Annotated in this window: 19 protein-coding genes and 1 pseudogene; 11 read left to right on the top strand and 9 right to left on the bottom strand. The window is 57.1% G+C overall.

The annotated features are described in order from the left end of the window. Positions 1-77: 77 nt before the first annotated feature. Complete coding sequence (locus tag ABRP31_RS14845; protein ID WP_349972908.1) at positions 78-1,601, bottom strand: altronate dehydratase family protein; 1,524 nt, start codon at positions 1,599-1,601, stop codon at positions 78-80. A 24-nt stretch (positions 1,602-1,625) separates the two neighbouring features. Beyond that, positions 1,626-2,636, bottom strand: a complete 1,011-nt coding sequence (locus ABRP31_RS14840; protein WP_349972911.1) for a zinc-binding alcohol dehydrogenase family protein — start codon at positions 2,634-2,636, stop codon at positions 1,626-1,628. Between the two features lie 315 nt (positions 2,637-2,951). Between ABRP31_RS14840 and ABRP31_RS14835 the strand changes: the two genes are divergently transcribed. Both ABRP31_RS14835 and ABRP31_RS14830 read left to right on the top strand, forming a co-directional pair. Beyond that, positions 2,952-4,052: a sugar diacid recognition domain-containing protein gene (locus ABRP31_RS14835; protein WP_349972912.1), complete on the top strand. Its 1,101-nt coding sequence runs from the start codon at positions 2,952-2,954 to the stop codon at positions 4,050-4,052. 111 nt (positions 4,053-4,163) lie between these two features. Beyond that, entirely contained in the window at positions 4,164-5,306 is a 1,143-nt protein-coding gene (locus ABRP31_RS14830; RefSeq protein ID WP_349972913.1) for a glycerate kinase, read from the top strand. Here the strand turns inward: ABRP31_RS14830 and ABRP31_RS14825 are convergent. Beyond that, positions 5,303-6,211 (bottom strand): LysR family transcriptional regulator, encoded by a 909-nt coding sequence (locus ABRP31_RS14825; RefSeq protein ID WP_087264262.1) that lies wholly within the window; start codon positions 6,209-6,211, stop codon positions 5,303-5,305. The two genes, ABRP31_RS14830 and ABRP31_RS14825, sit on opposite strands and share 4 nt — an antisense overlap. 137 nt (positions 6,212-6,348) lie before the next feature. On the opposite strand from ABRP31_RS14825, the gene ABRP31_RS14820 reads away from it, so the two are divergent. Together ABRP31_RS14820 and ABRP31_RS14815 are read left to right on the top strand one after the other, a co-directional pair. Then, on the top strand, positions 6,349-7,404 hold the full coding sequence (locus tag ABRP31_RS14820) for a tartrate dehydrogenase (protein ID WP_349972914.1): 1,056 nt from the start codon (positions 6,349-6,351) through the stop codon (positions 7,402-7,404). A 93-nt stretch (positions 7,405-7,497) separates the two neighbouring features. Then, complete coding sequence (locus tag ABRP31_RS14815) at positions 7,498-8,805, top strand: dicarboxylate/amino acid:cation symporter (protein WP_087264265.1); 1,308 nt, start codon at positions 7,498-7,500, stop codon at positions 8,803-8,805. Positions 8,806-8,963: 158 nt separating this feature from the next. On the opposite strand, the gene ABRP31_RS14810 is transcribed toward ABRP31_RS14815, so the two are convergent. After that, positions 8,964-9,359, bottom strand: coding sequence for a carboxymuconolactone decarboxylase family protein (locus ABRP31_RS14810; protein WP_349970164.1), 396 nt, complete (start codon positions 9,357-9,359; stop codon positions 8,964-8,966). A gap of 87 nt (positions 9,360-9,446) precedes the next feature. Here ABRP31_RS14810 and ABRP31_RS14805 point away from each other — a divergent pair, with 87 nt between their 5' ends. Together ABRP31_RS14805 and ABRP31_RS14800 are read left to right on the top strand one after the other, a co-directional pair. After that, the gene (locus ABRP31_RS14805; protein WP_349970163.1) at positions 9,447-10,352 is read left to right on the top strand and encodes a LysR family transcriptional regulator; all 906 of its coding nucleotides are present in this window, start codon (positions 9,447-9,449) and stop codon (positions 10,350-10,352) included. A 177-nt stretch (positions 10,353-10,529) separates the two neighbouring features. After that, complete coding sequence (locus tag ABRP31_RS14800) at positions 10,530-11,867, top strand: MFS transporter (protein ID WP_087264269.1); 1,338 nt, start codon at positions 10,530-10,532, stop codon at positions 11,865-11,867. A 462-nt stretch (positions 11,868-12,329) separates the two neighbouring features. Here ABRP31_RS14800 and ABRP31_RS14795 read toward each other — a convergent pair whose 3' ends face one another. The 3 genes from ABRP31_RS14795 to ABRP31_RS14785 form a co-directional block, all read right to left on the bottom strand. Next, positions 12,330-13,661, bottom strand: coding sequence for an MFS transporter (locus tag ABRP31_RS14795; RefSeq protein ID WP_087264271.1), 1,332 nt, complete (start codon positions 13,659-13,661; stop codon positions 12,330-12,332). Between the two features lie 100 nt (positions 13,662-13,761). Beyond that, positions 13,762-15,102, bottom strand: coding sequence for an amidase (locus ABRP31_RS14790; RefSeq protein WP_349970162.1), 1,341 nt, complete (start codon positions 15,100-15,102; stop codon positions 13,762-13,764). A gap of 5 nt (positions 15,103-15,107) precedes the next feature. Continuing rightward, positions 15,108-15,785 (bottom strand): DUF2848 domain-containing protein, encoded by a 678-nt coding sequence (locus tag ABRP31_RS14785; RefSeq protein ID WP_349970161.1) that lies wholly within the window; start codon positions 15,783-15,785, stop codon positions 15,108-15,110. Between the two features lie 322 nt (positions 15,786-16,107). Between ABRP31_RS14785 and ABRP31_RS14780 the strand changes: the two genes are divergently transcribed. Further along, complete coding sequence (locus tag ABRP31_RS14780) at positions 16,108-16,797, top strand: GntR family transcriptional regulator (protein ID WP_349970160.1); 690 nt, start codon at positions 16,108-16,110, stop codon at positions 16,795-16,797. 181 nt (positions 16,798-16,978) lie between these two features. Then, positions 16,979-17,932, top strand: a complete 954-nt coding sequence (locus ABRP31_RS14775; RefSeq protein ID WP_349970159.1) for a LysR family transcriptional regulator — start codon at positions 16,979-16,981, stop codon at positions 17,930-17,932. A gap of 150 nt (positions 17,933-18,082) precedes the next feature. Here the strand turns inward: ABRP31_RS14775 and ABRP31_RS14770 are convergent, their stop codons facing one another. Then, positions 18,083-18,760 carry a DUF3313 domain-containing protein gene (locus ABRP31_RS14770; protein WP_349970158.1) on the bottom strand — a complete coding sequence of 226 codons (678 nt, stop codon included), beginning with the start codon at positions 18,758-18,760 and terminating at the stop codon, positions 18,083-18,085. A gap of 767 nt (positions 18,761-19,527) precedes the next feature. Here ABRP31_RS14770 and ABRP31_RS14765 point away from each other — a divergent pair. Beyond that, positions 19,528-20,295, top strand: a pseudogene (locus ABRP31_RS14765) (MCP four helix bundle domain-containing protein); the annotation flags it as partial. Further along, positions 20,281-21,153 carry a methyl-accepting chemotaxis protein gene (locus ABRP31_RS14760; RefSeq protein WP_372489441.1) on the top strand — a complete coding sequence of 291 codons (873 nt, stop codon included), beginning with the start codon at positions 20,281-20,283 and terminating at the stop codon, positions 21,151-21,153. The pseudogene ABRP31_RS14765 and the gene ABRP31_RS14760, both read left to right, overlap by 15 nt. Positions 21,154-21,245: 92 nt before the next feature. On the opposite strand, the gene ABRP31_RS14755 is transcribed toward ABRP31_RS14760, so the two are convergent. Further along, positions 21,246-22,196, bottom strand: a complete 951-nt coding sequence (locus ABRP31_RS14755) for a LysR family transcriptional regulator (RefSeq protein WP_349970155.1) — start codon at positions 22,194-22,196, stop codon at positions 21,246-21,248. A 486-nt stretch (positions 22,197-22,682) separates the two neighbouring features. Between ABRP31_RS14755 and ABRP31_RS14750 the strand changes: the two genes are divergently transcribed. Continuing rightward, positions 22,683-24,203: an amino acid ABC transporter permease/ATP-binding protein gene (locus ABRP31_RS14750; protein ID WP_349970153.1), complete on the top strand. Its 1,521-nt coding sequence runs from the start codon at positions 22,683-22,685 to the stop codon at positions 24,201-24,203. Positions 24,204-24,235: the final 32 nt, after the last annotated feature.

Here is a 24,235-nt window from a genome sequence, read left to right as displayed (position 1 = left end):
GTTGGCGAAGGCTACCATAGCGACCGATTGCCCCGCCGCTGGTGAAAGCGTCCATATTCTCTGAATTCAAGCCGTCATCACATCACCGCGCCGATCTGCCATGGCAAAAACTCGTTATCCCCCAAGCCATTTTCTTCACTGCAGGTTTGCCGTCCGGAGGCGGTATCAAGCATCAACTGGAACAACCGTTGACCTGACTCGGCCACGGACTCAACCCCGTCGACAATCCCCCCGGCATTGAAATCCATGTCCAGCTCCATGCGTTGGAACAGCCCCGTATTAGTAGCAATCTTCAGCGAGGGTGTGGGCTTGCAGCCATAAGTCGAACCCCGGCCGGTGGTGAAGCAAATGAGGTTCGCACCGCCTGCCACCTGACCTGTCGCAGAAACCGGGTCGTAGCCAGGCGTGTCCATGAACACCAGCCCACGGGCTTCAATGGTTTCAGCGTACTGGTAAACCCCCATCAAGCCGGTAGCACCTGCTTTGGCCACGGCACCCAGGGATTTTTCCAGAATGGTGGTGATGCCCCCGGCCTTGTTGCCGGGCGAGGGATTGTTGTTCATGTCACCGTCGTTGTGGCGCACATAGGCTTCCCACCAGTGAATCCGTTCCATCAATTGCGCTGCGATTTCCGGGGAGGCGGCGCGGGCCGTGAGCAAGTGTTCAGCGCCATAGATTTCCGGGGTTTCCGAAAGTATTGCCGTACCGCCTTGCTGCACCAACAGGTCCACGGCTGCACCCAGTGCCGGATTGGCGGTGATGCCTGAATAACCGTCCGATCCGCCGCATTGCAGACCAACGCACAGGTGGCTGGCCGCTACGGTTGTACGCTGGAATTTATTAATGATTGGTAACATCGCCTCTATATGGGCGATGCCGCGCTGCACGGTTTCACGTGTGCCGCCCGCATCCTGGATGATCAGACTGGCCTTTAAGAGGGCTGCGCGGTCGTCAAGTTCATCCAGCAACGGGGTCAGCTGGTTGACCTCACACCCCAGGCCGATCAACAGCACACCGGCGAAGTTGGCGTGATTCGCGTAGCCGCTCAACGTCCGCTTGAGGATGTCGATGCCTTCACCTTTGGCGCCCATGCCGCAACCGCTGCCATGGGTGATGGCAACCACCCCATCGACATTCGGAAAGTCCTTCAGACGTTCGGCAGTGAACGCCTGGGCAATGTGTTTGCAGACAGTCGCGGAGCAATTCACGCTGGAAATGATACCGATGTAATTGCGGGTACCGACCCGCCCATCATCGCGCAGGTAACCTTCGAACGTGGCTGGCTCGTGGCTCAACGCAGTCGGCGAATAGACGTTCTGCACGCTGTGTTCCGAGTTAACGGTCGGCATGTCCAGATTATGAACGTGTACATAATCACCGGGCTCGATGTTCTGCGTTGCCTGGCCGATGGGCTGGCCATACTTGAGTACTCGTTGTCCGGCCGATACGCCTCTCAGGGCAATCTTGTGGCCGGACGGAATCGACTGCCTGGCGATCAGCTCAATGCCGTCGGCGCTGAGCTGCCGGCCTTCGGCGATGTCACCTCGGGCGACAGCGACATCATCCCCGGGTGATAAAACGAGCAAGGAGGGCTGGTTCATGGTGCGTCCTCTAAATGCGTTTTTTCAGCACTCGATGATGGCTTTGACGACGCCCTGTTTCGGGTCGAGCAGTGTGGTGAACGATTCGGCAACATCCTTGAGCGTCAGCCGATGGGTGTTCAGCGCTGCATCCGGGATCAGGCCGTTGCGCAAGCATTCCTCCACATAGTGGAAGTCTTCTTTGGTGGCGTTACGGCTGCCCATCAAGGTGGCTTCACGCTTGTGAAACTCAGGGTCGGAGAAGGTGATGGAGTCCCGAACCACTGAAATCATGACATAGGTGCCGCCGTGCGCGATGAACTCGAAGCCGCGTTCCATGGCCCGGGCATTGCCGGTGGCGTCGAATACCACGTCGAAAAAATCACCTTCTGTGAGGTCAGCCAAAGCCTGCTTGTCGCCTTCGCCGATTTGCACCGCTGCTTGAATGTTCAGGTATTGGCTACAAAAGGCCAGACGGTCTTCACGGGTATCCAGTACCGTGACCTTCGCGCCTCGAAGACTGGCGAAGATCGCCGCGGCCATGCCAATCGGACCGGTGCCGACCACCAGCACGCGCTTGTCCGCCTGCACATTTGAGCGGCGCACCGCGTGCGCTCCGATCGAGAGAAATTCGATCATCGCGGCTTGATCAAGAGAAACACCCGCCGCTTTGTGGACGAATGCCTGGGGGATACTCAGGTATTCGGTGAACGCCCCGTCGCAGTGAACCCCCAGCACCTGGATTCGGGTGCAACAGTTGGTTTTGCCTTGGCGGCAAGCGATGCATGTCCCGCATGAAAGGTAAGGCATCACGTAAACCACGTCGCCAGCAGCAAGCTCGCTGGTGCTGTCGGCGTCTTCGACGACCCCGGAGAACTCATGGCCCATGACTCGTGGGTATTCGAGGTAAGGCTGATTGCCGGTGAAGATATGCAGGTCGGTGCCGCAGACACCCACGCGCTTGACGCGGATCAGGACTTCTCCGGCTTTTCTGAGCGGCTTATCGCGTTCGATAGCGGTTAACGAGCCGGGTTCGTTACAGATGACGGTCAGCATGCTGATGCTCCTTGGTGAGGGGAAGGGCACCGAGCGCGCTGCAGGCGGGATATCTACACATCAGGAGGATCTCTTTCTGTTGATCTCTTTTTGTTGTAGTCGGGCAGGTGCCCGCTCGGATGATCACGCCTGAAAAACTACACGCCGGGAATTTTATTGGCAAGACCAATATTTAATAATGTTGAATTGGACCGACCAATTTGTATTTCTCGTTCTATCTGTTGGGTGTCGCAGAGCTGACTTGTAAAAACGGTGACCGGCCCTTCATGATGGTCAGCGGGATTCATCCGGCCCGTGCATTTCAAGGACAAGAGCATGTTTGAACTGGACTACGCGCTGGCACAGGAAATTGTCGACCGCGCGATGGCCATCCTGCCCTGCAACGTGAACGTGATGGACAGCCAGGGCCTGATCCTCGGTAGCGGCGAAGCCGGGCGCATCAACACCCGTCATGAGGGTGCCCAGCAGGTTCTGGCCACTCAGCGAGTGGTGCTCATCGACGCGCAAGCTGCGTCGAGCCTCAAGGGTGTGCAGCCGGGCATCAACGTGCCGCTGATGCATGACGGGCGCTTGATTGGTGTACTGGGCCTGACCGGTGATCCGCAAGCGCTGGAGACTTACGCGCAGTTGCTGCGCATGACCGCTGAAATGCTCGTCGCGCAGCGTCAACGAGAGGACGAGCGTCAGTGGCGCAAACTGCGCATTGATGAACTGCTGTCATTGTTGCTGAGTGAAAGCGGCGACCCGGCCAGGCTCCTTGATGAAGCGCAGCGTCTGGGTCTGAAGCCTCAGCTCTCGCGCACCCCGGTCTGGATTGAACTCACCTCGGATCAAACGATGGCAGCGGTGTGTGAATGGCTGCACGGACGAACGCCAGACAGTTGGTGCCTGAGCTTTTCTGACAAAACCCTGCTGTGGTGCTATCCCTCAACAGCGGTGTTCGACCCTGACAAACTTCTACAAAAAATGCAGGCGCAGGGCTGGGCGATAGAGCGTCTGGCCTTTGGGGTGCCTGCACATAACATCGCGCAACTGCGCAACGTCTGTGCCCGCGTGAAGACGTTGGCCGCTTACGGTCTGGCGGTGAAGACGCACGAGAGCGTTTTATCGCTGACGCGTTATCGCCTGCCGGTGATGTTATGGGCACATCGCGACGAGGGCGCGACGGAGGAATTGCTGGCGATTATCGAGAAGGTGCGGGTCAAGGACAGCAATGGTCAATTGCTGCAGACTCTGCGCAGCTGGTGTGAACACAGTGGGCAAGTTCAGCAGTGCGCCGCGGCGTTGGGTGTGCACCGCAACAGTCTGCGGTACCGGATGGACCGGATCGCCGAAATCACCGGGCTGGATCTGGACCGGCTGGATGACTTGATTGCGTTATACCTCGGCGTGCAATTGCTGCCTGAAACCGATTAATTGTGCGGGAGAACAATTTAATAACTTTAATATTGTGCAAAGGACTAAAGCGCACCCAATGGGTAAGGTGTCAGCCTGAAGGCACAACAAATAGATCGCCGGAGAGCGTCAATGAAGATCGTCATAGCACCCGATTCGTTTAAAGACAGCCTGAGTGCTGCCGATGTCGCTCAAGCTATTGCGCTGGGACTGGCCGAAGTTTTCCCTTGCGCAGAACTGGTCCAATGCCCCATGGCCGACGGTGGTGAGGGCACCGTGGATGCGATCCTGGCAGTGCTCGACGGTGAACGACGTCAGCACATTGTCACCGGCCCACTGGGCACTGACGTTACTGCCCAATGGGGTTGGTTGCCCGAGTCGCGCACTGCAATCATCGAAATGGCTGAAGCCAGCGGCCTGCAACTGGTTGCGGTAGCGCAGCGCAACGCCTGCATCACGTCTACTGTCGGGACCGGCCAATTGATTGTTGAAGCCCTTGATGCAGGTGCTGAGAAAGTAGTATTGACCATCGGCGGCAGCGCAACCAACGACGGCGGTGCGGGCATGCTCACTGCATTGGGGGTGCGGTTTTATGATGCGCAAGAAAAACCGTTGGCTCCCGGAGGTCTCGCGCTGGCCGATCTTGCGCGTATCGACCTGAGTGGTATGGATCCACGTTTGCAGTCCGTCAGCTTTGAAATCGCCGCCGATGTCGATAACCCGCTGTGCGGGCCACAAGGGGCTTCCTTCACCTTTGGCCGCCAAAAGGGCGCTAGCCCTGAGCAAATACAATCGCTGGATCACGCACTGGCGCGCTACGCCGATTGTTGCGCTGCCGTGCTCGAACGCGATGTGCGAGACGAACCCGGCGCGGGTGCCGCCGGCGGCATGGGGTTTGCCGCGAAAGCATTCCTGAGGGCAGGGTTTCGACCGGGGGTTGAAGTGGTGGCTGAGCTGGTCGGCCTTGCGGAAAAAGTCCGGGACGCTGACCTGGTGATCAGCGGGGAGGGCTGTTGCGACTTCCAGACCCTGAGAGGCAAAACCCCCATGGGCGTGGCCCGCGTCGCCCAGAAGCATGGCGTGCCGGTGGTGATACTCGCGGGCACCTTGGGCGAAGGCTATGAAACGCTGTATCAGCACGGCATTGCCGCCGCGTTTTCGGTGGTTTCCGGTCCGATGACCCTGGCGGAAGCCTGTCAGGACGCACCGCGTTTATTGCAGGCGCGGGCAAGGGATGTTGCCCGGGTCTGGCAACTGGGACGCACCGCAGGCTAATTCTCCTCGACGTTATCGATGTGCTTGAAACGCTCGATCAGAAAGTCGATCAGGCTGCGCACCCGTGCTGACAAATGCAATTGCTGCGGGTAAACCGCGTACACGTCAGCACGGGTCGGCGTCTGGTCCTCCAGCACCAGACGCAATCGGCCACTGCGCACATAGCGGGCGATGTCCCATTCAGCTCTGAGCAAAATGCCGAAACCCTCCAGCGCCCAGTTCAGGGCGACCTCACCATCGTTGCAGCCCAGTGCGCCATGCACTTTGACGTTGTCTGTGCGACCACCGTTGGTGAAGCTCCAGACACCGTAAGGTGATTCGTTCTGGCGAATAAAAATGCAGTTGTGGTGCTGCAGCTCACTGAGTTTCTGCGGTGTGCCGTATTTCTCCAGATACAGCGGTGACGCGCAGAGCAAACGACGGTTGGAGGCAATCTTTCGCGCATGAAAGGCGGCGTCCGGCAGTGTTCCGAAACGAATACCCAAATCGAAACCATGCGCCGCCAGGTCCAGGGGATGGTCACTGATCTCCAGCTGGATTTCGACTTCTGGATAGTGCGCGAAGAACGCCGCAAGGGCAGGGCCCACATGACGGCGACCGAACCCCAGCGACGCGTTCACCCGAATCAGCCCTTTGGGCGTCGCACGGCTACTGCTCATCAATTGTTCGAGATCATCAATCTGGGTGAGGATCCGCGCCGCATGGGAGAAATACAGCTCGCCTTCGGACGTCAGGCTCATCGAACGCGTGGTGCGATTAACCAGGCGAATGCCCAGCCGCGCCTCTAGCGCGGTCAGGCGTTTACTCACGGCTGGCGGGGTGACGCCAAGCTCGCGCGCAGTCGCCGCGAGGCTGCCTTTATTGGCCAACAGATAGAAAAAGGACAAATCCAGCGTCTGGCTCATTCGTAACTCAAAGTTATTTATGTAGTGATTTGGAGTAACTCACGCCTCTTGATTCACTACATATACTCCGACCACACCCCGTTTGGACAGCCCGGTTCGACGGGAACAACAAGAAAATGACGAGAGTGGAGTTAACGATGAGCGCATACAAAATTGCTGCGGTTCCAGGTGATGGCATCGGTGTCGAAGTCATCGCCGCTGGCGTTGAAGTGCTGCAAGCCCTGTCTAAAAAATCCGGTTTTGAGCTGAATTTCAAACACTTCGACTGGAACTCGGACAACTACCTGAAAAACGGTTACTACATTCCGCAAGGCGGCCTTGAAGAGCTGAAGACCTTCGATGCGATTTTCTTCGGCGCGGTGGGCGCCCTCAATGTGCCGGACCACATTTCTCTCTGGGGTTTGCGTCTGCCGATTTGCCAGGGTTTCGATCAGTACGCCAATGTGCGCCCGGCGCGTGTATTGCCAGGGGTGAAAAGCCCGCTGCATAACGGGGACCAGATCGACTGGGTCGTGGTTCGTGAAAACTCCGAAGGTGAATACTCCGGCAACGGCGGCCGTGTACACCGGGGCTTGCCGGAAGAAGTCGCCACTGAGGTTTCGGTATTCACTCGTGCCGGGGTCGAACGCATTCACCGCTTTGCGTTCGAACTGGCGCAAAGTCGGCCACGTAAACACTTGACCATGGTCACCAAGTCCAACGCCCAGCGCCACGGCATGGTGTTGTGGGACGAGATCTTCTACGAAGTTGCCAAGGACTTCCCGGACGTCAAAATCGACAAGGAACTGGTCGACGCAGTGACCACGCGAATGGTGCTCAAACCTTCAACACTGGACGTGATCGTTGCCACCAACCTGCACGCTGACATTCTCTCCGACCTCGCGGCTGCCTTGTCGGGCAGCCTGGGGATTGCACCCACCGCCAACCTCAACCCATCGCGCAAATTCCCTTCGATGTTCGAACCTATTCACGGCTCTGCCTTCGACATCACCGGCAAAGGGGTTGCCAATCCGATCGCCACGTTCTGGACTGCCGCGATGATGCTCGAGCACTTGGGTGAAGCCGATGCGGCCAGGCAGTTGATGTCGGCCATCGAAGCCGTGACCGAGAGCGGTTTGCATACCCCGGATCTGGGTGGCAACGCCACCACCCGGCAGATCACCGACGCGGTGATCGCGCTGATCAACCGCTGATTCAAAGTAGTACTGCGGCACAACGCCGAGGGGCAGTTCACTGGAGCTGACTTCTCGGCATTTCCTGACAACAATAAAAATCAGGGCCCTGTCATGAAAAGAATATTTGGCAAGCTATACGTGCAAGTGCTCATCGCCGTCATCCTCGGCGCGCTGGTGGGCGTACTGGTTCCCGAGACCGGAACCGCGCTCAAACCGTTGGGCGACGCGTTCATCAAACTGATCAAAATGCTCCTGGCCCCGGTGATCTTCCTCACCGTGGTGACGGGCATTGCCAAGATGGAAAACATGAAAGAGCTGGGGCGCGTCGGCTTTCGCGCACTCATCTATTTCGAAGTGGTTTCCACGCTGGCGCTGGTCGTCGGCCTCGTAGTGGTAGACGTGTTCAAGCCCGGCGCAGGCATGAACATCGATGTGGCGACACTGGATGCCTCCAGTCTGGCCAACTACACCACGGCGGCCAAGCATACGACGTTCATGGATTTCTTCATGAACATCATCCCCGACACCATCGTCGACGCGTTCGCGAAAGGCAACGTCCTGCAGATCCTGCTGTTTTCAATCCTGCTAGGCGTGGCACTGGCTCATGTCGGCCCCAGGGGCAAACCCTTTGTCGACATGCTGGATAGCCTGATGCAGGGCATGTTCCGCATCGTCAACATGGTCATGCGTCTTGCCCCGATCGGTGCGTTTGGCGCTATTGCGTTTACCATCGGCAAATACGGCTTCGGTTCGCTGTTTTCGTTGGGCAAATTAATGGCCTGCGTTTACCTGACCTGCATTGTCTTCGTGATCTTTGTCCTCGGGCCTATCTGTCGCTACAGCGGTTTCAGCCTGTGGAAATTCCTCAAGTTCATCAAGGAGGAGCTGTTCACTGTGTTGGGCACCAGCTCGTCGGAGTCAGTGCTGCCACAGATGATCTCCAAGATGGAAAAAGCCGGGGTCTCGAAACCCGTGGCTGGCATGATCATTCCGTCCAGTCTGACTTTCAACCCGGATGGACAGGCGATCTACTACACCATTGCGGCCATCTTCATCGCCCAGGCGACGAACACACCGCTGACGCTGACCGACCAGTTGATCGTGCTGGCGGTGCTGATGTTCACCTCCAAAGGTTCGGCCGGCGTGACCGGTTCGGGCTTCATCATCCTTGCCGCAACGCTTTCCTCTTTAGGCACCATTCCGGTGGCGGGGATGGTCTTGCTGTTGGGCGTCGACCGCTTCATGTCCGAAGCGCGGGCGATCACCAACACCATCGGTAATGGCGTCGGCACCATGGCCATCGCCAAATGGGTGGGGGCGCTGGATACCGTCAAGATGCACAAGGCGCTCGATGGTGAAACCGAGCCGGTGTTGCCGGCCAAGGCTGAGTCCGACGCTGCACCGATCCTCTCAAGTTGAACCCAGCCCTGTAGGTGCTGCCCTGGAGTCCATGACACCGCGCTTTCGCCAAACAAGCCAGGATCTGTAGGAGCTCACGAGTACCGCGAGGCAGCGATGGCGTCCTGTCTGATACACCGCTATCGCTGCCTCGCGGTACTCGTGAGCTCCTACAGGTTCTATGCGCGAGGCGATCCGCCGCGGTCGTGTTGTGAAAACACTTCCCTGGCAGCAAACAACCCGTTCAGCGCTGCAGGGAAGCCGGCATATACAGCCATCTGCATAATGACTTCGATAATCTCCTGCTCCTTACACCCAACATTGAGCGCACCGTGGATATGCACCTTGAGTTGCGGTGCGGCGTTGCCCATTGCGGTGAGCGCCGCGACGACTGCGAGCTCTCTGCTTTTGAGGTCCAGACCCGGTCTTGAATAGATATCGCCAAACGGGAACTCTATGAGTAACCGTGCGAAATCAGGTGCGATGTCTTTCAGGCTTTCAATAACGTTTTCGCCCGCTTGGCCATCAATCTCTCTGAGCTTTGCCAGGCCTCTGGCATACCGTTCGTTTTCCATAAATCCCTGCTCCACTTAGGTGTGTAACCCACCTTAGGACTGCCGTTGAGCTTTGATCCAATACCTTTTGGGTGATACCTTTTCGGTATGAACGAAGCCATTGATCTGCGACAGTTCCGTTACTTCCTTGCACTCAGCGAGGAACTCAACTTTGGGCGCGCAGCAACGCGCTTGCACATTTCCCAGCCGCCACTGAGCAGGCAAATCCGTCAGTTGGAAAATCAACTTGGCGTCGAACTGTTTTTGCGGACGAAAACCGGGGTAACGCTTACCGCGGCGGGCCTGGCATTTTTGCCTGAGGTCAAGCGAACACTGGCACAAGCGGCCAAGGCCGTAGCAATTGCACAGGCAACGCGCGAGGAGGAGTGCGGTCAGTTCCGCGTGGGATACACGACGGTGTTTGATCGCAGCGTAATTCCCGATGTGTCGGGGCTCTTACGGCTGCGCCATCCGGGTTTGATGATCAAGACTACCGGTAAGCACTCGATCAGCCTCGTGCGGGACATCAAGAACGGCACGATGGATGTGGCTTTTATCGGCTTGCATACCGAGGCCAAAGGGCTGAAGGTCGAAACGCTCCTGGAGGAGCCGTTACTGATCGCTCTGCCGGCCAGTCACCCCCTCACGCGTAAGCGCAAGCTAGGCTTTGCTGACCTGAACAACGAGGCGATATTCCGATTCGAGCGGCGGCTGAACCCGGGATTTTATGACCATTGCCAGGCAATCTTTGAGCGTCATAACTTCAGGCCTCGTACGGTCCCTGAACCCGACGACCATCACATATTGCTGGGCTTGATTGCTGAGGGGCAGGGCATGGCGTTTGTCTCGGCGTCACTCAAAAATGTCACGCGGCACGGGGTTGTCTATCGTCAGCTCAGGGATGAAGCGAGCCAGCTCTCAAGCGGGATCGCAATGGCGTGGTCCGACAGCAATCCCACGGCAGTTCTGGATTGTTTTCTGGACCTTGTGCGCATCAAGATCCAGTCACAATAAGCCTTATTTTCCCCAGCATTTGCGCAGATTGCGCCAGCGTGGTTCATTCACGGCACTTGATTGGTGCGCAGCGTGTTTTCCACAAGAAAAACTGATCGTTGCCGTGTAAAAAACCCGTTTGTCAGGCATTAACGTGCCGACAGATCATTTCTTCATTGTTGATCAATGGAGAATATGATGAGTACGACGCAAAACACGCAGGCGCTGTCCGACTCCACGCCTGGCTCCTCGGCACCGGTCGCCTCGGGCAAAAAAATGAGTCGCCTGGCGGCTGCCAGTACCATTGGTACGACGCTGGAGTGGTATGACTTCACGGTCTATAACCTGATGGCGGCGTTGGTCTTCAATGCGATTTTCTTCCCGTCGTTCGACCCGCTGACCGGCACCATTCTCGCGTTCTCGACCTATGCCGTTGGCTACATCTCCCGGCCTTTGGGTGGCATCGTCTTTGGCCATCTGGGCGACAAGCTCGGTCGTCGTTTTGTGCTGGTCACTACGCTGGTACTGATGGGTGTGGCCACAGGGCTGATGGGCCTGCTGCCTACTTATGCGGCGTGGGGGATCTGGAGTCCGATCTTGCTGGTCGCGTTGCGCTTCGTCCAAGGCGCTGCCATTGGTGGTGAATGGGCGGGGGCTGTATTGCTTTCCATGGAACACGGTGCGCAGCACCAACGGGGTCGCAACGCTTCATTCACACAAGTCGGTCCGTCGTGTGGCACCTTGCTCGGCACCGGCTTTATTGCGCTGGTTTCATGGGGGCTGAGCCCGGAAGACTTCCAGTCATGGGGCTGGCGCATCCCGTTCCTGTCCAGCGTTGCGCTGGTGATCTTCGGTCTCTGGTTACGCCGCGGAGTGGAAGAGACGCCGGTTTTCAAGGAAATCGAAGCCCACAACGCAACCGCAAAAACACCGATCAAAGAAGTCTTCAGCAACCACTGGCGTCGACTGCTGCTGGCCGGTGGCGCACGTGTGGGCTCGGATGTTCTTTATGCGCTGGTCGTGGTGTTCACGCTGACGTACGTGACGACGGTTTTGCACTTGCCGCGACCTCTGGCGCTCACTGCGACGATGATCGGTGCCGGGTTGAACGCGATCTGCGTGCCGCTGTTCGGCATTCTCTCGGACAAGATCGGCCGCAGACCGGTATACATCGGTGGCGCGTTGTGTGCGATGGCCTGGGCGTTTGTGTTCTTCAAGCTTATGGATACGGCTCAGCCACTGTCGATCTGTGTCGCAGTGGTCGTGGGCCTGGTGATTCACGCTGCGATGTACGGTCCGCAAGCGGCCTTCGTCACCGAGCAATTCCCGACGCGGGTACGTTATGCCGGCTCGTCGCTGGCCTACACACTGGCCGGTATCATCGGCGGCGGCTTCGCGCCGCTGATCATTGCCAGCCTGTACAAGTCTTATAACTCGACACTGGCCGTTTCGCTGTACGTGTGTGCAGCGTTGGGCATCACGTTGATCGCACTGATCTGCGCCAGGGAAACAGCGGGCAAGCCGTTGGAAAAATAGGTTATAGCTAGATCAGTAAAGAGAAAGCCCCCGACCGAATGGTTTGGGGGCTTTTTTGTGGGCAGTTCCGCGCAACAGATCAACTCAACCCTGTGGGAACCGGGCTTGGTTTGGGCGGTATTCCGACGATAAACGATAACGCGCAATGGCTTCCGGTTGCGTCTCATGCATCGCGGGCAAGCCCGGCTCCCACAGGTCAATCCGCGGCGGCTTAGCTCCGCTGATCTGCGCCAGGGAAACAGCGGGCAAGCCGTTGGAGAAATAGGTTATAGCGGGATCAGTAAAGAGAAAGCCCCCAACCGGATGGTTTGGGGGCTTTTTTTGTGGGCAGTTACGCGCAACGGATCAACTCAACCCTGTGGGCGCCGGGCTTGGTCCGGGCGGCATTCCTAGGATAAACGATAATGCGGAATGGCTTCTGGTTGCGTCTCATGCATCGCGGGCAAGCCCGGCTCCCACAGCTCATTTCGTACGGCTGACTTTCACATCCTTGAACAGGCAGAACACCAATACTGCTGCAAGAATCTCCAAAGCCGCTACGAAGTACAGGCCAGCCGCAAGGCTGCCGGTCAAGGTACGCAGCCAGCCAATCATGTAAGGCGCGATGAATCCAGCCAGGTTGCCGATGCAATTGATCAGCGCAATACCGCCCGCTGCCGCGGTACCCGCCAGGAACGCACCGGGGATTGACCAGAAGACCGGGAACGCCGCCAGAATCCCGGCTGCTGCAATGGTCAGTGCGATCAAGGCCATGGTTGCGTTGCCCAGGCACAGGCCCGTCGCGATGAGGCCCAAGCCTGCGAGCAATGCTGCCATTGCGCAGTGGATGCGACGCTCGGCGGTTTTATCGGAATGGTGGCCGTTCCAAAGCATGGCCAGAGTGCCGACTATAAAAGGGATCGCTGCCAGCAAACCAATGCTCATGGTGTCATTGACACCCAGTGACTTGATAACCGAAGGCGTCCAGAACGCAATGGTCGCGTTACCCGAGACAATGCAGAAATACACCAGCGTACACAGCCAGACCTTGGGGTTGCGAACCAGTGCTTTCAGGTCACTGTGCTTTTCCGGCTCCGCATCTTCGCGGGCAATCACCGCGCTGACCATCTGCTGTTCAGCAGGGCTCAACCATTTGGCGTTGACCGGTTTTTCCGGCAAATAGCGCAGTACGGCAAAACCGGCCAGCACCGAAGGGATGCCTTCGAGGATGAACAACCATTGCCAGTTCGCCAGACTCCCGACACCGACCATGCGACTCATGATGAAGCCGGCAATCGGGCCGCCAACCACACCGGCAATGGCGAACGAGGTCATGAACATGCCGTTGATGCGTGCCCGTTGCGCTGCCGGAAACCAGTAGGTGAGGTACAGCACCACGCCAGGAAAGAAGCCCGCTTCGAATACCCCGAGCAGGAAGCGCAGGATGTAGAACGACATCGGGCTGGAGACGTAGGCCATCGCCATCGACGTCAGGCCCCAGAGGATGGTGATCCGGGCCAGAGTGCGGCGCGCACCGATTTTTTCCAGCAGCAGGTTGCTGGGTACTTCGAACAGGAAGTAACCGATGAAAAAGATACCGGCTCCGAGTCCATAAACGGCCTCGCTAAAACCCAGGTCATCAAGCATCGCCAGTTTGGCAAAGCCGACATTGACCCGGTCGATCCAGGCCAGTACGAACAGGAAAACCAGAAACGGCAGCAGGCGCCAGGCAATCTTGCGGTAGGTCGCGGCGGTTGCGGCCTGATCGGGCGCGACGTCAGCAGCGCTGCTATTCAGGGCGGGATTGTGGTTCATGTTGCATCTCCATCGATCAAGAGATGGCAGCCTGAAGAGGGCCGCCATACCGGTTCGCTCGCGGCAAAGGCCACGAGCGCAACGACAATCACGCTCAGGGTTACGGGGTACGCAGCAGGGCTTCGACACTGCGGGCGATTTGCAGCACCCGGGCGTCCTGACCATTCAGACCCGCAATGGACAAACCCACCGGCAGTTCGCCGGGTACATGGCAGGGCAGACCGATCGCACAGCCGTCGAGGAAATTGATCACGCTGGTGTTGCGCAACACCAGGCCGTTGGTGGCGAAGAAGTGCGCATCGTCTTGCTCCAGCGGAGCCAGTTCCGGTGGTACGACAGCAACACTCGGCATGAGCCAGGCATCGGCATCTGCCAAACGCTCGCCCGCCAGCGCAATCATCGCCTGCCGTTGCGTGAGCAAATGCAGGTAATCGGCAGCACTCAAGGCTTCACCCCGACGAATGCGCTGTGCGACGCGCGGGTCGTAATCGGCAGCACGATCCCCGCTGAGCCACCCCTGATGCAAGTACCACGCCTCGGCGGCCGTCAGGCCACCTGCGGCATTGATCTTCGGCAGGTCGTGCAACTCGGGGAAGTCAAACCAGCGAATCGCTGCCCCTGCGTCACTCAGGCGTTGCAAGCTGCGCTCGAAGGCGGCGGCCACCGTGGCGTCGACATTGTCCATGACAAAATCACGAGTGACGGCCAGACGCAGGCCTTGTAGCGAAGCCGCACGGGTATCGAGTGTGTCGCCTGACAGAACGCTGTCCAGCAGAATGCTGTCGTCGACAGTGGCGGTAAGCGCGCCAATCGAGTCCAGGCTTGTGGCAAGAGGAAATGCCCCTTGGGTAGAGACACGACTGGCGCTGGGCTTGAAGCCCACCAGCGAGCAGAACGCTGCGGGGATTCGCAGTGACCCACCCGTGTCAGTACCGAGCCCGGCTACCGCCATGCCTTCAGCCACGCTGACTGCGGCACCGGAACTGGATCCGCCAGCTATACGCCCAGCGGCGACCGGGCTGATGGGAGAGCCAAAATGCGGGTTCAGACCAAGGCCGGAAAACGCAAACTCGCTCATGTTGGTGCGACCCAGCAGGATAGCCCCGGCTGCTCTCAGGCGCTGGACGACAGGCGCATCGCTGACCGCCGGGGGCGCATCGGCAAGTACTTTGGAGCCCGCCGCGGTGACCTGCCCGTTCACATCGAACAGGTCTTTGATCGAAACCGGCAGACCGGCCAGCGGGGAGGGCACATAGCCCGCAGCGCGAGCCATATCACTGGCTCGCGCCGTTTGCAGCGCGCTTTCAGCATCCACTGACAGGTAAGCGCTGCCGCCCTGGGCGCGGTGCGCATTGATTCGCTCCAGAGCCGCGCTGACCAAGGCCTCGCTGGTAGTAACGCCCTTGGCAAGGTCCTCAGCCAGTTCTCTGATTGGCTTCATCTGCATTACTCCGCGACAGGCAACGGTTCGACGCTGTAGACGTGGCGCAGGCTGCGATCAAGTACAGGGTCAAACAACTCCATTTCGAACGCTTCGCCATAACCCAACTCACCGATCACCGGTTGTGTGCCGCAGAACATCGCAGTGCCTTGCGCCAGGCTCGCCGTGTCGTTGAGTTTGCTCAGCAAGGTGTCGGGTGCCAGCAGGCTGGTGACCGGGCCTTCCTGGTAAAGCGTGCGAGCACCGTCACGTGTACGCCAGGTGCGCATGATCAGTTGATCCCAATGACCCTGCACCTCATCGAAACGCCAGGCCGTTGCGGCAATCGGCTTGTCGCACATTTGCTTGGAAACCGTCACATCGAACGCTTCAACCTTGCGGTCGGTGTGGTCCGAGCCCAGGCCGACCAGCAGGCCCACGCTGCTAGGGATCAGCACGAATTCGGTTTCCCCTGAAGAGTCTTTGCCCGGAACCTGGATAGTTTCGGACGGGTTAAGCAAGCTGGCAGCTACGCGATAGAAGCACGGGATTTGCGTGGGGCGGCGAACGCCGAGGGCTTCCAGTTCCGCAATATGGTGCTCCACAGCCTCGCTGTTACGGCCAGCCCAGCCCGCGATGATCAAGTGATCGATGTCTACGGTGACTTCGCCGTGGTTGGCGACCTGAAGATTAAGCTGAGTCAAGGTGTTGCCCTCGTTAAAGATGGAAAGAACACCAGTGCGATCTGAAGTTACACTGATATATCACAGGATTATCAATACGCAATTGGTATGCCAGCCACTTGTCTAGAGGATTAATAACTCTATTTATCAGTTGGTTATGGACTTTATCTGTTGTATGGGGATCAGGCCAAAAACGGACCGTGTTACCAAAACGCACCACTTTTGCGCAGGCTGTGCATGCTAATGGCGCGTTTCTGTTACCGGTTTGAGAGGCAGTGGAAGCGACAATCTGGATGAGATGAAATACAGTGATATATCAGCAACGCCATTGAGGATTTTCGTATTGCTCGATTCAACTGACCTGCCCAGCGCCGATCCGGCGGAGAAAACCGCCGTGAAAGGCGGAGCCAGCCTGCGCGAACTGGCGTACCTGCAGATCAAGCAACGGATCATTTCCTGTCACCTGCGCCCAGGCGAAGCCATTAACGAGGCGCAACTGACGCAGTTGCTGGGGCTTGGGCGAACACCTGTGCATCAAGCGCTGCACCGCCTGGAAATGGAAGGCATGGTGACGATCCTGCCGCGCAAGGGCGTGATGGTGACGCCCATTTCGCTCAACGACATCCTCGACATGATCGAGGTGCGTCGAACCAACGAGGAGTTGTGCGTGAAGCTGGCGGTAGAGCGCGCTCAGGAGGAAGACTTCGTACGCATGCGTGAAATCATCGGCCGCACTCAACCGTTGCTGGAGCGGCGGGACGTGAAGGGGCTGATGGAAGTCGACTTGCAGTTTCACCTGGCTATTTCCGCTGCGGCGCGCAATCGGGTATTGGCTGAACTGCTACGCACGCTGCATGAAAAACAGGCGCGTTTCTGGTTTCTGACGTTGTCTGAAATGCACCACAGTGAACGCATCTATGACGAGCATTTGCAGATCCTCACTGCAATGGAAAATCGCGACAGCGAGGCCGCTATCAAGGCTATCCATCATCACATCGATGACTTCCGCCGAGCCATCGTGCGTACCCTCTAGTCGCCATCGGCCCCATCGTTTTAGAACCTGCAAATCCCGTGGGACGCCAATGCACTCGGCGTTCCGATCAGGGTGCCTCCTATGAGATGTCGAACACTCTGGCGTGTTACTTGCGTATGCAACCTGCTTGCTGACGCCCTCTGCGTGAGTTGATCAACTATTTTTGTACGGGCAGTTGTGCATGAACATGAAGTTTCTGGAAACATTTGTATGGGTCGCCAGGCTGAAAAGCTTTCGCCTGACCGCCGAAAAAATGTTCACCACTCAAGCCTCCATATCCAACCGCATTGCCGCTTTGGAGGAGGAGCTCGGCGCAAAGCTGTTTCTTCGCGACTCCAAACGGGTATCGCTGACGCCTGAGGGGGAGCGGGTACTTGATTATGCCGAGCAAATGATCGATACCCTGCACGCGCTTCAGCAATCCATCAGCGCCACCAGCGACCTCAAGGGATGTATGCGCCTGGGCGTCATGGACACCGTGATCCATACGTGGTTGAGCCCATTTGTATCAACCTTGATGGAGTGCTATCCCGCGGTTGAAATCGAACTCACGGTCGATACATCGCTCAACCTGTGCGACCAGTTGCAGAAGGGTTATCTCGATCTGATCGTGCAGACCGATATGGTGCGCAGTGACTCGGTGCGCAACCAGCATTTGGCGGTACTGCCGATTGAGTGGATTGTCCCGGCCGGGTCGATCTATGAGCGCAGCTATGCGTCCATTGAGGAGCTGGCAGGGGAACGCATCATCACGTATTCGCGTAACTCCCGTCCGCATCAGGACATTCTCAATCTGCTGCATGCGGGCGGTGTCGAAAGCCCGCGCATCAGTTGCGTCAACTCTGTCGCCGCCATGACCCAGTTGGTTTGCGATGGCTTTGGTATTGGCGCGTTACCAACCGCACTGGTCAGCAAAGAGCTGGCCGATGGCAAGTTGTTCATTCTCGAGAACGTCGCCCGACCTCAGGCGCTGGACATCATCGCCTGCTGGCGCGCCGGAGTGGGTCTGGAGTTGACTGAGCAAGTAGTCAGCATCGCCAGCCATACGCTGGAGCAATATGCCCGCCAGATGGGGCCGCAAATGGTGATTCTCAGCCGTCCCGATAGCAGCAGAAAAACACCTGGAACCATTTGATTAACATCGATTCCGCTGGCGCGAAGCTTGCCCGCGAATCAGACGATGCGGTATCTGACACCACCACGTTTTTTCGCCTTTCGCGGGCAAGTCGAATGACTGCCCACTCGCCCCAACAGATCCCGAGTCCGCAGCCTGACGAGTGACGCTCTACTTCTTACCCTGCCGAAGTTTTACGTAACTGAGGCGCATGTCATTGGCCCAGCCATCCAGGACCGGCTTGACGTCATCCACGGTCAATTGGGTCTTATTGTTTTCCAGCGGTTTGCCACTGCCTTTGCGCACCACCTGGGCCAGGACCTTTTTGCTTTGTCCGTCGAGAAAAGCCGCTTCGGTGGCGATTTCCACGTTCTGGTCACGGCCACCGGCCGCTGTGTTTACCGCTGCTGCCACGAGTGCAATCGGGACAACTTCGTAAGGCCTCAGCCCCTCAGTGCTGGTCGACACTGCGGTAATCGCCGGACGTACGACGATGGTATTCGGGCCTGGCCCCTGAGCTAACGGCATGTCCTTGCCAAGTTCACGTTTGAGAGCCGCATCGAAATACCGGGTGATTGATTGCAACGCCTGGGCCGAAATCACGGCGGTCGGCTGCGGCTGAGGGTAAAACTGGCTAGGTTCGATGTACACATGGGTGTACTGATTCAGTTTGATGTCTGGATCAATCCAGCGCATGACCGGCGCGCCAGTCGCACTTTTTTCGGGCTTGAGCAAACTGTAATCCTTGAGGAAACCCGAGTATTGGCTTGGGTCGACCTGTGAACTGGCGCAGCCGACCAGACCCAGGATGGCGCAGCAAAGCATTGTGTTGAGCATCGGCATTTTCATCGCAACTCGTCCTTTTGTTGTTGTTCACGATCAAGAGCGTGATCTCGTACTCCAGTGGCGTGTGCGAAAGCCGATATTGCCATGCCCGAGCACGAAGCCAAGCGAGGTGTGCCAACGGTTCCGTGCCATCCGACACCCTGTGTGGGCAGCAGCGAGTGCCGTCATTTCCGGGGGGGTGGACGAACGATGACTTGCATGACTATAGACGGCGGGAACAAAGCCTCCACCCGCACGCGACCGCCGTGATGCAGGAAGTGCGGCAAAAGCTCAGGCGATGTCCTCTGTTTATGTAAAAAAGTCTGACGGGGATAAGCAGATGGTGTCTCAGGATAAGAAGTAACGTAACGTTCGAGGACCGATACTGAAGAACACTGTTTAAACTTGCGCACTCTTATCATGCGCAATTTATTTGAATGCCCGGCTGGTATTAGTCAACAGACAGCGACCGTAATGATGCCCGGTTCGTCAGCCAATTTTTAAAGTGTTTTTCCTCGGGTTTTTAAAGAAACTGAAACGTCTGCCGTTGCGCCAGGTTCACGCTGCCAGGTACATATTCCATTTGATTGCCCGATGCAGGATCGGGCCAACTCAGGTGAATACTGAAATTTTTTCCTGTACCGATTAACTTTATTTTTTATCAAAGGCCTTTATAGGCCGAAGAGTTAACTCATTTGATCTGCGGTGTTTTGCCCCGCACGCATTTATACGCGCGACATTTTCGGGCGAAGCGGCATCCGCTTCCTTCATAGCTGACGGGGTAGCTACACATGCTTTTGAGACAATTGAACATCGCCAGTCGTGTCATTACCTGTTTCGCTTTGATCGTGCTGATTGTGGGAGGACTGGGTCTTTTCAGTCTTCACCAAATGGCAAGCGTCCGTAACGAAGGTCTGATTATTGAAAACAGTTCGCTACCTGGTATCGCGTTGGGCGACGACATAGCACTGGCATTTTCCAATACGCGGGTAGAGGCCGTGAAACTGGTGTCCAGCGATGAGCCGCAATTGCAAACCGCCTATAACAATCTGCAATCGCAGCTCGAAGCGTTCAATGGAGCGATCGCCGCGTATCGTCCATTGATCGGTTCAAAAAACGAAGCCGACCTTATTGATGGTATCGCCGCGTCATTTGGACAATACAGCGCAACTGCGGGACGTGCCTTCGAATTATTGAAGAACCATCAGCAAGAGGCCGCCCGTAGTCTGGTGATGGTGGGGATGGCGACTACTGCTAAAGAGATTAATCATTATCTGAAGCAATTGGAGGAGTTCAACGATAACGAGAAGTCGACTGCCAGCGATCGCGCAAGTGATGCTTACGATAATGCTGAACTGGTGATCTGGTGGGTGCTTGCGTTTGCAGTGCTGGCGACGGTTTTGCTTGCCTGGCGTCTGACCGTCAGTATTGCCGGGCCTATCAGCCAGGCGCTCAGCGCGTCTGAAAAAGTGTCTTCCGGGGACCTGCGCAGTCAGGCGCAAGATATTACCGGCACGGACGAAGCGGCAAAGTTGCTGCAGTCGATGGAGCGGATGAGGTCCAGCTTGCAGTCCACGCTGGCCCAAGTGGGTGGTGCTTCAGACCAACTCGGCTCGGCGGCGGAGGAGATGGATGCGCTGATGCGCGACAGCAACGCGGATCTCAATGTGCAGAACGGCGAAATCGAGATGGCCGCCACTGCTGTGACAGAGATGAGTCAGGCCGTTGAAGAAGTTGCGCGAAATGCAGTGGCGACTTCCGAGGAGTCACGCTCCTCTACACAGGCTGCACGTGAAGGGCAAGAGGAGCTCAACAGAACGGTCAAATCCGTTTCCGAGCTTGCCGAGTACGTCGCCAGCGCCTCAACTCAGGCACAACTGCTGTCGTCTCACACCAAAGATATCAGCCGGGTATTGGAAGTCATCCGCGCAGTCTCTGAGCAAACCAACCTGCTGGCGCTTAACGCAGCGATCGAGGCCGCGAGGGCAGGGGAAGCCGGTCGTGGCTTCGCGGTGGTGGCTGATGAGGTCAGGGCACTGGCGCACCGTACGGGTGAGTCGACGCGGGAGATCGAAACGATGATCGGGAAAATCCAGCAGGGTACAGCGGACACCGTAACCGCGCTGTCTTCTAGCACCGAGCAAGCGGCCCACACACGCAACCAGGCGGAGTCCGCAAGCCAGGCGTTAGCGTTGATTGCATCGTCGGTGGCCGGCATCGATGAGCGCAATCTGGTAATTGCCAGCGCCTCGGAAGAACAGGCTCAAGTCGCTCGGGAAGTTGATCACAACCTGGTGCGCATTCGTGATCTGTCAGCGCAGTCCGCTGTTCGCTCGGAACAGACCATTGGCGCGAGTGTGGCGCTTGCGCAACTTGCGAGTGAATTACGAGTGTCGTTGCAGAAGTTTCAGCTTTAAATCGCTGTGATCCGTAAAGCTGGCGCTCTCGAGTCACGCGAGGCAGCGATGGCGGTGTATCAGCCTTAATGCTTCGCAGACTTCGGCAGCTCCTACAGAAAAGCGCGTTTATTCAGATAGTCAGGCTTCAGGCTCGAAGGTGGGGCGAGCTCGACGGTGCGGCAGTAATCCATGAATAACCGGGTTGCGCGAGTGGGCTGGTTATTACGTAAATACGCCATTACCAGGGTCGAAGCGGGCATTTCATCTTCGATATCAAGCTGCGCCAGTAGCTCGCCGTCGTAGGTTATGTTGGTGCAAGGCCGTGTGACCAGTACCGAAAACCCCAGGCCCTGGCCGACCATGCAGCGCACCATTTCAATCGAGGGTGAGCTGTAAGCCACCACCGGCGCGTAGCCTTTCTCGGTAAAGATATCCATGAAGTAGGTTCTGCTGGGCACGGCGTCCAGCAGGATCATGGGTTCCTGACTCAACTCGCGCAGTGTCACTGTTTGCTGCTGGGCAAGAGGATGCGCTGCTGGCAGCAGTGCATAAGGCTTGTGCGGTGCATTCAAGGCTTCTTTGTGGATCGTCGCACCCAGTTCAAGATCGTAAAGAAACGCCAGATCGAAGCGACCGCGGTGCAGCCCATGCATCAATTCGTGTTGCTCCCCGTCGCAGAGCTGAATAGTCACGTCGGGATAGAGTTGTTTAAAACCGGCAACAAGCCTGGGCATATACAGCGGTGCGGCTGATTCAAAACAGCCCAGTGCGATAGTGCCGGATACATTTTTGCTCTCTGCGCGAGAGTCCTGTTCCAGTTCTTCGGAAAGTCTCAGTAACTCTTTGGCCTTTTCGTACACTTTTCCACCGCCGGAAGTCAGGGACACCCCTTGCGCGTGGTGACGTACAAACAGTGGCTGATTGAAAGCTTCTTCCAGATTTTTTATCGCCACGGAAATAGATGGCTGCGAAATATGCAGCTGTCGTGAAGCCTCGGCAATACTGTCCATTTCAACGGCAGTGACAAAGTACTTGAGCTGTTTCAATGTGAAATGCGTCACCGCGTACCCCGCCAACAATTGGCCATGAATGGAATCGCCTGAATAGCTTTTGCCTATGCTTAGCGAAGAGCGTGCCAGGCAATACGATTCGTGCTGATTCGGGTATTCGGCTGCCAGTCAATCCTTTAATCAGTGCTAAACGCGCTGCGCCTTAACTAATCCATTGCTCTGTACGGCCCACAGAATCTGGGGCTTGCACTGAAAGTGAGCGAATCAAAGCGGGTAAAACAGTTACCGCCCTAATAATGTGCGGCATATTCAGCGCAGGGTGAATAGTTTCGTTGTGCTGTTGCATTGAGCATATATCGCGCCGGTTCTGCTTAGGATTTTCCTACGCTATGAGCAAAAACTTACTATTGGGTCGTTCGACACAACTTCGCTCATGATGGCCTCAGAAGGGAGAGCGGGGCAGCGCTCAATATTCAACTTGCGTTGGATGTAACCCGCCATTGTTCTTAGCCGAGTACTTAGACGAGCGAGCCGACGATGACGTTTGACTGGAAATACATGTTTGGTCTGTTCAGCGATACCGAGTTCTGGATGGCAACGTGGACCGTCATACAGCTCAGTACATTGACCTGGCTGATCAGCATTGTTTTGGGCTTCGTCGTAGCGCTGGCCAAACAATCTTCCAGCCCGCTGATCAACTTGCCTGCTCGGGGCTATATCTGGTTGTTCCGCAGTCTGCCTTTGCTGGTGTTGCTGATATTCGTCTACAACTTGCCACAGGCGCTGCCCGCCACGTCCGCGGTGTTGGCCAACCCGTTCTGGGCCGGGTTGATCGCCCTGGTGTTGTGCGAAACCGCTTATGTCGCGGAAATCCATCGCGGCGGGCTGTTGTCGATTGCCAAAGGGCAAAGCGAAGCAGCCAGAGCATTGGGATTACGCTTTGTCGGTACGCAGTGGCGCATTGTGATTCCACAGGCGCTGCGCGTGGCGTTGCCGTCGCTGACCAACGAATACATTTCAATCGTCAAGCTCAGCTCGCTGGTGTCGGTGATCTCGCTGACCGAGATTTTGATGGTGGGTCAGCGCCTGTATTCGCAGAACTTTCTGGTCATGGAGACCATGGCGGCGGTGGCATTTTACTACGTGCTGATCGTTACCGTGTTCGACTTCCTGCTCAAGCGGCTGGAGCGTTATCTGGATGTCACTCAACGCAAAGTGGTGCGTGAGCCTGACGCTGAAATGCTCCAGCTTGCCACTCGGGAGCGTGCGGTAATTGATCGTCCTGTCCCCGACTTCACAGGCCCGGCACTTCAGGCCACCAAATTACACAAGGCCTACAACGACATTGAAGTGTTGGGCGCAGTCAGCCTGCAGATTCATCCGGGGGAAGTGGTGTCGGTGATCGGGCCTTCCGGCTCGGGCAAGACCACGTTGATCCGTCTGCTCAATGGCCTTGAGCAGATCGATAACGGTGATATCAGGATCAATGGCCAGCCGTTTATTCACCTCGTCCGTCAAGGTGCGCAACCGCCGCGCTACGTCGAGCATACAGAGCATCGTCTGAACATCGGCATGGTGTTCCAGAGCTTCAACCTGTTTCCGCACCTGACAGTGCTCAATAACTTGCTGCTAGCTCCGCGTTATCACCGTTTGGCTTCAGCGCAGGAGTTGAAGCAGCAAGCGTATGAGTTGCTGCACAAGGTCGGCATGCTCGAGCACGCCTGGAAATACCCGCATCAGTTGTCCGGCGGGCAACAGCAGCGCGTGGCGATTGCCCGTGCGTTGATGATGCGTCCGCAAATCATGCTGTTCGATGAACCCACATCAGCACTCGACCCGGAGAAGGTCAACGAGGTGCTGCAGGTGATCGAAACCCTGGCGAAGGAGGGTATCACCATGGTCATCGTGACCCATGAGATGAACTTCGCCTTCAAGGTCTCTGACCGAATCGTATTCATGGAGAAAGGCCGGGTGGTCTGCGACGACAGCCCGCAGGCCCTGCGCGATGGACAGCACCCGCGAGTGGAAGCTTTTCTGAAAGATGTTTCGTTGGCTTGAAACCTTAACGTTTTGTTTGCAGGGGAGAAGAA

The organism is Pseudomonas caspiana, from assembly GCF_040224095.2.
GTDB classification, from domain to species: domain Bacteria; phylum Pseudomonadota; class Gammaproteobacteria; order Pseudomonadales; family Pseudomonadaceae; genus Aquipseudomonas; species Aquipseudomonas caspiana.
This window is presented reverse-complemented; position numbering and strand designations above follow the sequence as displayed.